At 74.1% G+C, this 11,759-nt stretch carries 9 protein-coding genes and 1 pseudogene; 5 read left to right on the forward strand and 5 right to left on the reverse strand.

The features are described from left to right. A pseudogene (locus tag ACI79Z_RS16180) lies at nt 1-284 on the forward strand (S-(hydroxymethyl)mycothiol dehydrogenase); the annotation flags it as partial. Nucleotides 285-990: 706 nt separating this feature from the next. Here ACI79Z_RS16180 and ACI79Z_RS16185 read toward each other — a convergent pair. Both ACI79Z_RS16185 and ACI79Z_RS16190 read right to left on the reverse strand, forming a co-directional pair. After that, on the reverse strand, nt 991-2,112 hold the full coding sequence (locus ACI79Z_RS16185) for an aromatic ring-hydroxylating oxygenase subunit alpha (protein ID WP_387991031.1): 1,122 nt from the start codon (nt 2,110-2,112) through the stop codon (nt 991-993). A 294-nt stretch (nt 2,113-2,406) separates the two neighbouring features. Beyond that, the gene (locus tag ACI79Z_RS16190) at nt 2,407-3,207 is read right to left on the reverse strand and encodes an IclR family transcriptional regulator (protein ID WP_387991028.1); all 801 of its coding nucleotides are present in this window, start codon (nt 3,205-3,207) and stop codon (nt 2,407-2,409) included. Between the two features lie 126 nt (nt 3,208-3,333). Between ACI79Z_RS16190 and ACI79Z_RS16195 the strand changes: the two genes are divergently transcribed. Together ACI79Z_RS16195 and ACI79Z_RS16200 are read left to right on the forward strand one after the other, a co-directional pair. After that, complete coding sequence (locus tag ACI79Z_RS16195; protein WP_387991025.1) at nt 3,334-3,654, forward strand: bifunctional 3-phenylpropionate/cinnamic acid dioxygenase ferredoxin subunit; 321 nt, start codon at nt 3,334-3,336, stop codon at nt 3,652-3,654. Further along, nucleotides 3,651-4,823, forward strand: coding sequence for an NAD(P)/FAD-dependent oxidoreductase (locus ACI79Z_RS16200; protein ID WP_456903228.1), 1,173 nt, complete (start codon nt 3,651-3,653; stop codon nt 4,821-4,823). The genes ACI79Z_RS16195 and ACI79Z_RS16200 overlap by 4 nt, the downstream gene beginning before the upstream one ends. Here ACI79Z_RS16200 and ACI79Z_RS16205 read toward each other — a convergent pair. Next, complete coding sequence (locus ACI79Z_RS16205; protein WP_456903229.1) at nt 4,800-5,948, reverse strand: MFS transporter; 1,149 nt, start codon at nt 5,946-5,948, stop codon at nt 4,800-4,802. The two genes, ACI79Z_RS16200 and ACI79Z_RS16205, sit on opposite strands and share 24 nt — an antisense overlap. Before the next feature lie 78 nt (nt 5,949-6,026). Between ACI79Z_RS16205 and ACI79Z_RS16210 the strand changes: the two genes are divergently transcribed. Next, complete coding sequence (locus ACI79Z_RS16210) at nt 6,027-6,638, forward strand: TetR/AcrR family transcriptional regulator (RefSeq protein ID WP_456903230.1); 612 nt, start codon at nt 6,027-6,029, stop codon at nt 6,636-6,638. Between the two features lie 77 nt (nt 6,639-6,715). Here the strand turns inward: ACI79Z_RS16210 and ACI79Z_RS16215 are convergent, their stop codons facing one another. After that, nucleotides 6,716-8,557 carry a BCCT family transporter gene (locus tag ACI79Z_RS16215; RefSeq protein ID WP_387991013.1) on the reverse strand — a complete coding sequence of 614 codons (1,842 nt, stop codon included), beginning with the start codon at nt 8,555-8,557 and terminating at the stop codon, nt 6,716-6,718. A gap of 1,021 nt (nt 8,558-9,578) precedes the next feature. Next, the gene (locus ACI79Z_RS16220; protein WP_456903231.1) at nt 9,579-10,358 is read right to left on the reverse strand and encodes an enoyl-CoA hydratase-related protein; all 780 of its coding nucleotides are present in this window, start codon (nt 10,356-10,358) and stop codon (nt 9,579-9,581) included. A 168-nt stretch (nt 10,359-10,526) separates the two neighbouring features. Here ACI79Z_RS16220 and ACI79Z_RS16225 point away from each other — a divergent pair, with 168 nt between their 5' ends. Continuing rightward, a complete protein-coding gene (locus ACI79Z_RS16225) occupies nt 10,527-11,756 on the forward strand; it encodes an acyl-CoA dehydrogenase family protein (RefSeq protein ID WP_456903232.1) in 1,230 nt (409 codons plus the stop codon). Nucleotides 11,757-11,759 lie beyond the last annotated feature (3 nt).

Consider the following 11,759-nt stretch of genomic DNA (forward strand, 5'->3'; position numbering starts at 1 on the left):
ACCTGGCCGGCCGGGTGGTGCTGGTCGGCGTCCCGACGCCGGACATGCAGCTCACCCTGCCGATGATCGAGCTGTTCGGCCGCGGCGGGGCGCTGAAGTCCTCCTGGTACGGCGACTGCCTGCCCTCCCGGGACTTCCCGATGCTGGTCGACCTCTACCGGCAGGGCCGCTTCCCGCTGGAGGACTTCGTCTCCGAGACCGTCGGCATCGACGACGTCGAGGCCGCGTTCGAGAAGATGCAGAAGGGCGAGGTGCTGCGCTCCGTGGTGGTGTTGGACGGGTGAGCGGGCTCGCGGGCTCCCCGAGGACGCGGGCGTCACGGCCGGCCACGGCGAGGAGAACCCCATCGCCACGGAGGCCGGCCGTGTCCGTCGAGATCCCGGACGGCCCCGACGCCCTCGGCCTGCCGGAAGCGCTGGAGACCGCCGGCCACTCCTCCCGGCACGTGGGGATCGGCGGCTGTCCCGAGGGGCACGGTCACATCGACACGGCGCTGGTCGGACGCGCCCTCGGGCGGAAGGCCCCACACGCCACCCACGTCGTCACCCAGCTGTGCTTCTCCGCCGCGACGACGACGGCCTGGGCACGGGAGGTCGCGCGGCGGGGCGTCGACCTGCCGATCCGGATCGGCCTCCCCGGTGCGGTGACCTGCCCGGAGCTGGTGCGCACCTCGGCCCGGCCGGGTCTCGGGCAGTCGGCCCGGTTCCCGTCGGAGCAGCACAGCGTGTTCCGGCGCTTCCTCCTGCCCCGCGGTCACCGGCCGGACCGGCTCGTCGGAGGTCTCGCCCCCGCCCTCGGGAGTCCCGAGCACGACCTGCAGGGCTTCCACTCCTCCACGTTCACCGAGGTGGCGCGGACGGAAGCGTGGCGCCAGGACCGGCTGGCCCGCCTCTCCCCCACGGACACGGGTCAGCACCGGACGCCGCCGCCCGCCCGGTGTCCGGCACGTGCGCGTCGTGGCACCACCGCACCCGACGCACCACGAGGGGCTCAGCCCGACAGGCGCTGCACCAGCCACTCGTGGAAGAGCCCGATGTGGTGCTCGGAGGGCACGAGGACGCCACCGTCGGCATAGGCGCGGGAGGACATCGCCGGCTGGGTCCGCTCGCAGGCGGCGAAGTCCTGCTCGTTGACCCGGTGGAACAGCTCCACCGACCGTGTCACGTCCCTGCCCGACTCCACCACCTCGTGGGAGTACAGCCAGTCGCACACCACGATCGTCCGGTCCGCCGAGACCGGGAACATGCGGTGGAGGATGACGTGGTCGGGGACCAGATTGACGAAGACCGTCGGCTTGACCGTGATGGCGTAGTAGCGACGGTCCTGGTCCTCGGCGACGCCGGGGAGCCGGTCGAAACCCTCGCTGCCGTCGACGGTGAAGCCCTGGACCTCCTCACCGAACTCCGCGCCGTGCCCGACGAAGAACTGCGCGGCGTAGCCGTCGGCGAACTCGGGGAGCACCTCGGTGAGCTCCGGGTGGATCGTCGCGCAGTGGTAGCACTCCATGAAGTTCTCGATGATGAGCTTCCAGTTCGCCCGGACGTCGTAGGTGATGCGGCGCCCCACGGACAGCGAGTCGAGGTCGTACTGGTCGATCGTCTCCGCGCTCCCGAGGCGCTCGGCGACGTCTCGGACGACGTCGTCCTCGAACGACGGGGGCTCCTTCGCCAGGCACACCCACGCATAGCCCAGCCACTCGCGCAGCGCCACCGGCACCAGGCCGTACTCCACGCGGTCGATGTCGGGCATCTTCGTCAGGTTGGGGGCCGCGATCAGCTTGCCCTCGAGGTCGTAGGTCCAGGCGTGGTACGGGCACTGGAACGCACGCTTGACCGCACCCGAGTCCTCCGTGCAGATCTGCGCACCGCGGTGCCGGCAGACGTTGAGGAACGCGCGCAGGCCTCCGTCCCGACTGCGGACGACGAGCACGCTCTCCCGACCCACCTGGACCTTCTGGAAGGAGCCGGGCGTCGGCAGGTCACTCGAGCGCACCACGCAGGACCACATGTCCTCGAAGACGCGGGACTGCTCGAGCGCGAAGACGGCGGGATCGGTGTAGTAGTGCCCCGGCAACGTGGAGATGAGGCTCGCGGGCTGGTCGGTGGTGGTCATACGGCACCTCGGGGTTCCGTCGGGCGATGCGATGTGGAAGACACGCCGGACGTCGCACGACACAGCGTCCGCGACGAGCCACGGTCGCCCGCCAGCCGGCTCCTGACGACCGAGGTGTTGCACGATATTCAGCGGATCGCGCCATGCGCAACAGTCCCGCCGCCTGGCAGGGCCCGCATCCACGGTGGCACCCACGGACGGGACGTCGCGCGCCCGCCGGTGCCCCCGCCCTCGCTGCCAGGGGCACGCGGCGACCTGGTCACCCCGACCCGAGGCGGCCCGACCTCCGCCCGGTCAGCGGCGCTGACCGAAGAAGCCCAGCCTCCGGCTCAGCTCGTCGGCGCCCGACACCACTCGCCGGGCGAGCCTCGGGTAGTCCTCCGGGTCCATCCGGAAGGACGGCCCCGAGACGCTGAGGGCAGCGACCACGTCCCCGTCCGCCCCCCGAACGGGCGCGGCGACGGCGTTGAGCCCGCCCTCGTACTCCTCGACGGTGGAGCCCCAGCCCTGCTCGACGATCCGGTCCAGGTCCTGCCGCAGCACCTCGGGGTCGGTGACCGTGGTGGCGGTGTAACGCGGCAACTCCCGGGAGAGGACGCCCTTGCGGACGTCGTCGGGCGCGTGGGCCAGGAGGACCTTGCCGCTCGACGTCGCGTGCAGCGGGGTGCCCTGCCCCACCCAGTTGTGCGTGCTGAGCGCCGCCGGCCCCCGCGCCTGGCTGACGTTCACCGCCCGGTCGCCGTCCAGGATGGCGATGTTGACGGTCTCCCCCAGGTCGGCGGCCAGCGTCTGGCAGATCGGCCGCCCCTCCCGGGCGATGTCCAGCTGCGCGGCGGCCGCGCCGGCCAGGCGCACGACGCCGAAGCCCAGCCGGTACTTGCCGCGGTCGGCCAACTGCTCGACGAAGCCCCGGCTCTCCAGCGCCGCCACCAGCCGGAACGCCGTGGACTTGTGCACGCCCAGCTCGGCGGCGATGTCGGTGACGCCGGCCTCCCCTTGAGCCGCGAGGATCTCCAGGACGCTCAGGGCCCGGTCCACGGACTGGACGACGGCGACCGCGCCCCGCTCTGCGCTCTCTTCCCGCGGCCCGCTCATGACCTCAGCGTAGGTGGCGGACCGCAGGGTCGACCCGCCTCTTGACGGAGCTCCCCCCAACGACCATGCTGTTGCGCCATCGGCAGAGCGTTGCGACATCCGCAACACCGACAGCCTGGAGCGCTCATGATCCCGGTCTGCCCCACCACCGCGCTGCCGCCTGGTGAGGCGATCCGCGTAGAGGCCGAGGAGCCCATCGCCGTCTTCAACGTCGACGGCGAGTTCTACGCGATCGACGACACGTGCACCCACCAGGACGCCTCGCTGGCCGACGGCTGGCTGGACGGCTGCGCCGTGGAGTGCCCCCTGCACGCCTCCTGCTTCGACCTGCGCACCGGGAAGGTGTCCGGCCCGCCGGCCAAGACGGCGGTCCGCACGCACCGGGTCGTCGTGGCCGACGGCATGCTCTTCGTGCAGCCCGGCACCGCCGCGGAGGGGGCCGCGTGAGCTCGACCGTCGCCGTCGTCGGGGCCTCCCTCGCCGGCCTCTCCGCCGCCCGGGCACTGCGTGAGCAGTCCTACGACGGGCGCATCGTGGTCATCGGCGACGAGGTGCACGCCCCCTACGACCGCCCTCCCCTGTCCAAGGAGTTCCTGGCCGGCACGGCCTCCCTGGACGACATCGCCCTGGGCGGACCGGACGACGAGGACCTCGGCCTCGAGTGGCGGCTGCGCACCACGGCGGTCGGCCTGGACCGCCTCGGCCGCTCGGTGCTGCTGGCCGACGGCAGCGAGGTCCGGGCCGACGGCGTCGTCCTCGCCACGGGCGCCCGCGCCCGGCACCTCCCCGGCAGCCGGCGCCTGGACGGTGTGCACGTGCTGCGCTCCCTGGACGACGCGATCGCCTTGCGGGAGGACCTCGCCGCCGGCGGCCGTCTGGTGGTGATCGGCGCCGGCTTCATCGGGGCCGAGGTCGCCTCCACCGCCCGCGCGCTGGGTCTCGACGTCACCGTCGTCGAGACCCAGCCCGTTCCCCTGGCCGGCCCGCTGGGCACGGAGATGGGCGCGGTCTGCGCCGGGCTGCACGCCGACCACGGCACGCGCCTGCTGGTCGGCACCGGGGTCGCCGCGCTGGTCGGCACCGGCAGGGTCGAGGCGGTCGAGCTGACCGACGGCACACGCGTGCCCGCCGACGTGGCGGTCGTGGGCATCGGCGCCGTCCCGAACACCGAGTGGCTGGCCGGCTCCGGCGTGGCCCTGGGGAACGGCGTCCTCACCGACGCACGCGGCGCGACCGACGTCCCCGGCGTGGTCGCGGTCGGTGACTGCGCCGCGACGTGGTCGGTCGCCGCGGAGCGGCACGTCCGCACCGAGCACTGGACCAACGCGCTCGAGCAGCCGGCCACCGCGACCGCCACCCTGCTGGGCACCCAGGGACCCGCGCCGACGCCCGTGCCCTACTTCTGGTCCGACCAGTACGGCGCCCGCATCCAGTTCGCCGGTTGGCGCCGCGAGGGGGACGTCGCCCGGGTGGTGGAGGGCAGCTGCGCCGACCGCAGCTTCCTGGTGGTCTACGAGCGCGACGGGCACCCCGTGGCCGTCCTCGGGATGAACCAACCCCGCCTGTTCACCCGGTGGCGCCGGCAACTGCGCTCATCGGTGCCGGCGGCCTCCTGACCGCGCGGCCGGTGGCGTCCGGCGACGATCGCGGGGAGCCGCGAACGCGGCGGTCGCCAGCAGGCCCGCGGCGGCGACGAAGGTGACCGATGCACCGGCGGCGTCGGCGAGCGCGCCGAGGAGGGCGGCACCGGCGGCCTGACCGGTGGTCAGCGCGATGAACAGCAGAGCCGTGGCCTGTGCGGGCGCCTCCGGCGCCAGTCGGCCGCCCCAGGCGATCAGCACGCCGCTCAGGGCCACGAAGCCGCAGCCGAACAGCGCCAGCGCCCCGGCGGCGACCACACCGGAGCCCGGCCACCAGGCGAGCAGCACCGTGCCGGTGGCGGTGATCGCCGCCGCGACCCGCCAGGCGGCGGCCGGGCCGGCTCGGCGCACGGCGCTCCCGCTCAGGCCGCCGAGGAGGGCGGCTGCACCGAGCAGGCACCACAACAGCCCGGTGACCTGGGGAGACAGTCCGCTCCGGGTCGTCACGTCCGGGCCGAAGGTCCAGACCCCCGCTCCGCCGGCCCCGGCGAGCAGACCAGCGGTCAGCGGGCGGACGAGGCGCAGCGGCCGCAGGCCGGAGCCCGGCCGGCCGGGGTCGACCGGGGGTGACCAGCACGCGGATCGGTCGACCCACCAGGTCACGAGCAGCGCACCACCGGCGAAGCCGAGCCACGCCCACCGCCACTCCGCCGGCCAGGCGAGGACCACCACGCCCCCTGCCAGCACCCCGGCCCCGGTGCCGCTGTTCACCACCGCCTGCGACCGGGGCTCCGCGGACGGCGGCACCGTCCGGGCCACGGCGGCCACCAGCGCCGGACTGGCGACTCCTGCTCCGCTGCCGGCGACCAGTGCCCCGATCGCCAGGACCGGCGTCGCCTCCGCGGCGGCGACCACCAGCGCACCCCCGGCGGCACTGACCCCGGCCGACCACAGCGCCCGACGGGCCCGACCACGGTCGACGAGGTACAGACCCAGGGCGGCGGCGGCGCAGTAGGCGAGGTAGCTGCCCGCGGCGATGCCGCCGGCGGCGCCGGAGGTCAGCCCCAGGTCGGCACGGAACTGCGGCAGGTAGAGGCCGAAGCCGTACCGGGTCAGGCCGTAGGTCACGGCGATCACGGCCAGCCCGCTGACCACCAGCACGCACGGCGCTCGCGTGCCGGGTGACCCGGGGATCGGCTGTAACGGTCGTTTCAGCATAACGATCGTTATGCTAGGACCGTGTCCGGGAATCCCGCGAGCCGACCGGCCCGGCAGCGGCTGCTCGACGCCGCCGGCGAGCTCTTCTACGAGTCCGGGATCGCCGCGACCGGGGTGGACGCCGTCCTGGCCCGGGCGCGGGTCTCACCGGCGACCCTGTACGCACACTTCTCCGGCAAGGACGGGTTGGTGGCGGCCTACCTCGAACAGCGCCTCGCCCAGTGGCGGGAGATCTGGGACGAGGTCCTCGACGAGCGGACCGACCCGGTCGACCGGCTGCTGTCGGTCTTCGACGCGGTGGTGCGGTACCGCGAGGTCGAGGGCACCCGCCGCGGATGCGCGTTCCTCGCCGCGGCCGTCGAGCTGGCGCCGGGCCATCCCGGCCGACAGTGGCTGGCCGCCGACTCCCGGCTGTTGACCGAGCGGCTCCACGACCTCGCCGAGGCCGCCGGCGTCGGGGACCCCACCGGGATCGCCGACGGCCTGCTGGCCCTCTACGACGGAGCACTGGCCCGCCTCGCACGCCAGGCGGCCACACCGGGGCTGGACACCGGCGACCCGCTGCACCGTGCGCGGCGGATGGCGGCCGGCTGGCTGGCCGGTCAGGTGCACCCGGTCCAGCCCCCCGGCTGACCCGACGCAGGGGACCCCCGGCACCGGAGCGACACGCAGCAGCTCCGGTGCCGGGGGGTCCCCTGCCGGCCGGGGCGCTAGGGGCGCGGATCCGACGGCCGGCCCATCGCCTCCGCCCTGGGTTGGCCCTGCGCGGGGACGGACGGGTTGCCTCCCGCAGGTGCCACGAAGTTGCCGCCCGGACTGACCAACGGCTGGCCGGTGACCTCCGGGCTCCCCAGCGGCGGCTGCCCCGCCCCGGCCGCGGTGTCCGACGGCGGGTTCGGCGTCTTCTCCACGACCAGGACGAAGTCGTCGCCGTGGCGGCTGATGCCGTCGACGACGGCCTGCTCGATCGCCAGGGAGGCGTAGTTGCCGCGCAGCACGATGGGGTCGTGGCGGAGGTCCTTGACCAGACTCACCGCCATCGCCGCCATCACCAGGGCGAACGGCAGCGCCGCGATGATCGTCAGGTTCTGCAGCCCCGTCAGCGCGGCCCCGTCCTCTCCCAGCAGCAGCATGATCGCTGCCACCGAGCCCATCACCACGCCCCAGAAGACGACGACCCAGCGGCTCGGCTCCAGGGTGCCGCGCTGCGAGAGCGAACCCATGACGATCGAGGCCGCGTCCGCACCGGACACGAAGAAGATCGCCACGAGGACCATCACGAGCACGGTCGCGGCGGTGGCCAGGGGGTACTGCTCCAGGACGGAGAACAGCTGCCCCTCCGTCGTGCCCTGACCGGCGACGTCGACGCCGTCGCGCTGGGCGGCGATCCCCGCCCCGCCGAAGACGGCGAACCACAGCAGGCTGACCAGGCTGGGGACGAGCAGCACGCCGGTGACGAACTGCCGGATCGTGCGGCCGCGGCTGATGCGGGCGATGAACAACCCGACGAACGGTGTCCAGCTGATCCACCAGGCCCAGTAGAAGACCGTCCAGCCCCGCAGCCACGTGGCCATGGGATCGCCACCCGTGGCCTCGGTGCGTGCGGCCATCTCGCCGAGGTCGGAGAAGTAGCTGCCGACCGCGTCGGGGATCAGGTTGAGGATGAAGATCGTCGGCCCGAGGACGAAGACGAACACGGCGAGGACCAGGGCCAGGACCATGTTGGTGTTGGACAGCCACTGGATCCCGCGCTCGATGCCGGAGACCGCCGAGGCGACGAACGCCGCGGTCAGCACCGCGATGATCGCGACCAGGACGCCGTTGCCCACGTCGCCGGCCCAGCCCAGGATCTCCACCCCGCTGCCGATCTGCAGGGCACCGAGGCCGAGGGAGGCCGCCGACCCGAACAGCGTGGCGAAGATGGCCAGGACGTCGATGACCCGGCCGGCCGGCCCCTCGGCCCGCCGCCGCCCGAGCAGCGGGATGAAAGCGGAGCTGATCAGCTGCCGGCGGCCCTTCCGGAAGGTGCCGTAGGCGATCGCCAGCCCGACGACGGCGTACATCGCCCACGGGTGCAACGTCCAGTGGAACAGCGTGGTCGCCATCGCCGTCTGGATCGCCTCGGACGACCCGGCCTCCGTCGTGAGCGGCGGTGGGGAGACGTAGTGCGACAGCGGCTCGGCGACCCCGAAGAACATCAGGCCGATCCCCATGCCCGCGCTGAACATCATCGCGATCCACGAGATCGTCCGGAATTCCGGCCGCTCGTCGTCGCGCCCCAGCGGGATCCGCCCGTACTTGCCGGCCGCCAGCCAGATCACGTAGATGACGAACGCCGACGCCAGCAGCACGAACAGCCAGCCGAGGTTGCCGGTGATCCAGTCCAGGACCGAACCGCTCACGGTGCCGAGGCCCGTCGGGGTGGCGAAACCCCAGACGACGAAGCCCAGCGCCATGATCGCGGCGATGGCGAACAGGACCCGGTCCACGGCCCAGTGCCGGTCGGCGACGCAGGGTGGCGGCTCCGCGATCGCCGGGTGGGTCCCGGTCACGGTGACGTCCGAGGCGTGGACCGTGGGGTGGCCCTCCCCGGCCGCAGCGCCCCCGCCGGGCGTCGGATCCGCCCCGAGGGGTCCTGACCGTTTCGGCCGGGAAGGGGGCGAGGCGGGCTCGTGCGGGTTCTCCATGACGTCCCCCAACTCTGTTGCGTCATCCGAGACCGACTTCGCATGAGGGAACCAGAGTGTCGACGGGGGAACAAGGGCCGAAAGTGACCTTTTACACAGTCTCGCCCCGCGGTGGCCTCACGTCACATCGAGGTGACGTGGAGGACACCCGGGTGGAGGGAGCCGGGCGGGCACCAGTGGTCACCAGGACGCCAGGCCGCCGCGCGCGGCGCCGCGTTCGGCTCGGACACCGGCGCCTCGTGAGAGCCAGTCGAGGCCAGGACGGCCGACCAGTGGGCAGGCGAGGGCATCGGTCGCCGGGCTCCGCCCGCGGTCGACCTGACTGCCGGCACCTCGACCACCACCGCCCCGTGGCGCCGGCCGCGGGACCGTCAGACCGGACGAGGACCGGCTGCAGTGGAGCGATTTCCTCCCGGCCCGCGGTCTCGCCCGCCCCGAACCGCGCTCCTGGGGTTCCGCTCCCCGGAGGTGCCGGGCGAGCCGATGCGGGTGCAGCCCAGCCGAGCACGCGAGTCGGCCGGCGAGGACGCGTGGTCCCCGGGTCGGCGAGGCGCCGGCACGGCGGGCCCCGACCTGAGTGACCGGCTCAGGGTGAGTGGCCGGGAGGCCTGCAGCCTCCCCGTCGACCGCGACCTGCACCCGGTTGCGCACCGCGCCGCACGAGAGGTCGCCGCACGAGAGGTCATCGCAAGGGTCCGCAACGAGGGGCCACGGGTCCGCTCGACGACGCCGTCACCCCGTCATCCGCTCGCTCCGCGACGACGAGGTCCTCGTCGAGGGCGGGCGCACCTCGCACCGCGCCGACGTCACCCGCCGACGATCCGTCCTACCGGCGCCGGAGGACCCTGCGCCGGAGGACCCTGCGCCGGAGGACCCTGCGCCGGTGTCAGGGCGTGCTGCTGGGGAAGTGCGGCGGGCGCTTCCCCAGGAAGGCCGCCACGCCCTCCCGCCCGTCCGCGCTCGCCGCCCGGGCCCGGATCGACAGGGTCTCGCGGCGCAGCGCCGCCTCCGCGGCGGGGGTGGCGGTCTCCCGCAGGAGGTGCTTGGCGGCCACCTGCGCCGTCCGCGAGCCCGACCGCAGCGTCGCGACCACGTCCTCGACGGCGGCGTCGAGCTCCGCGTCCGGGTGCACCCGGGCCACCAGGCCCACGGCCCGCGCCTCCTCCGCGGACAGCACGGGGTTGAGCAGCGCCAGGTGCAGCGCCCGGTGCAGTCCGAGCGACGCCGTCAGCAGCGTGCTGCCGCCGTCCGGGGAGAAGCCGATCCGCGTGTAGGCGAGGGTGAACCGCGCCGACTCGGCGGCGAGCACGAGGTCGGCAGCCGCGGCCAGCGGCACCCCGGCGCCGGCCGCGGTGCCCTGCACCACCGAGACCACCACCGCGTCCATCCGGTGCAGGTCGCTGACCACGCGGTGCAGCGACTCGGCCAGGTCGTCGACCATCTGCTCGACGTCCTCTGCGGCGGCGAAGGCCGACACGTCCCCGCCCACGCTGAAGGTCCGGCCGGCGGCGGAGAGCACCACGACGTGCACGTCGTCGGCGCGGGCCCGGCGCACCGCGCGGCCCAACTCCCCGACCGTCGACGGCGTGAGGGGGTTGCCCCGCTCCGGGTCGGCCAGCCGGATCCGCGCGACGCCGTCCCGCTGCTCGTACTCGACCGTGCTCATGGCGGGCTCCTCCGCGGATACGGGGACGACCTGGTCCGAGGGTCCCAGCGCAGCACCCTAGGGCCGCAGGACGGCGCCCGGCGCGTGTCCCCCTCCGTGCATCGCGGCCCGGGCGGCCGCGTCCCTAGCGTCGACGTGGCCGGTCCCACCCGTTCCCCAGGAGGTCCCGTGTCCGACCACGAGCTGCCCGCGCCCAGCACGCGGGCCCGCGAGCTGCGTGACCGCATGGTCACCTTCATGCGGGAGGAGGTCCTGCCGGCCGAGCCCGCCTACCTGGCCCACCGGCGAGCGGCCGGCCCGGACGACCACGCCGTCCCACCGGTCGTCGAGGAGCTCAAGCGGCGGGCGCGGGCCCAGGGGCTGTGGAACCTGTTCCTCCCGGCGGAGTCGGGACTGACCCAGCTCGAGTACGCGCCGATCGCCGAGCTGTCGGGCTGGAGCCTCGACCTCGCCCCGGAGGCGATCAACGGCGCGGCCCCCGACACCGGCAACATGGAGCTGCTGCACCTGCTCGGCACCGAGCAGCAGAAGCGCGACTGGCTCGAACCCCTGCTGGCCGGGGAGATCCGCTCGGCGTTCGCCATGACCGAACCCGACGTCGCCAGCAGCGACGCCACCAACGTCGCCACCCGGATCGAGCGGGACGGCGACGAGTACGTGATCACCGGCCGCAAGTGGTGGACCAGTGGCGCGATGGACCCGCGGTGCGCCTTCTTCGTGCTGATGGGCAAGACCGACCCGTCGGCGCCGGCGCACCGGCAGCAGACCATGGTGCTCGTCCCCCGGGACACGCCGGGCGTGACCGTCGTCCGCGACCACCCGGTCCTGGGTCACCACGACCGGCACGGGCACGCCGAGGTCTCCTTCGAGGCGGTGCGGGTGCCCGTCACCAACGTCGTCGGGGAGGAGGGCGGCGGCTTCGCCGCCGCCCAGGCGCGGCTGGGGCCCGGCCGGATCCACCACTGCATGCGCGCTCTCGGCGCGGCGGAGCGCGCCCTCGCCCTGCTGACCGCGCGGGCCCGTGAGCGGGTCGCCTTCGGGGGCCCCCTCGCGGACCAGGGGGTCGTGCAGCAGCAGATCGCCGAGTCCCGCCTGGAGATCGAGCAGGCCCGGCTGCTCTGCCACCGCGCGAGCCACGTCATCGACACGCACGGGAACAAGGTGGCCCGGGACCTCGTGGCGATGGCCAAGGTCGCCGTCCCCCGGGCCGCGACGCGCGTCATCGACCGTGCCATCCAGGTCCACGGCGGCGCCGGGATGTCCGACGTCACCCCGCTCGCGGCCATGTACGCCTGGCACCGCGCGATGCGGCTGTTCGACGGCCCGGACGAGGTGCACCTGCGGTCGATCGCGCGGGCCGAGCTCGGCCGCACGCCGGTCCTCCCGCCGCGGGGCTGAGCG

The organism is Geodermatophilus sp. SYSU D00663 (assembly GCF_054050655.1).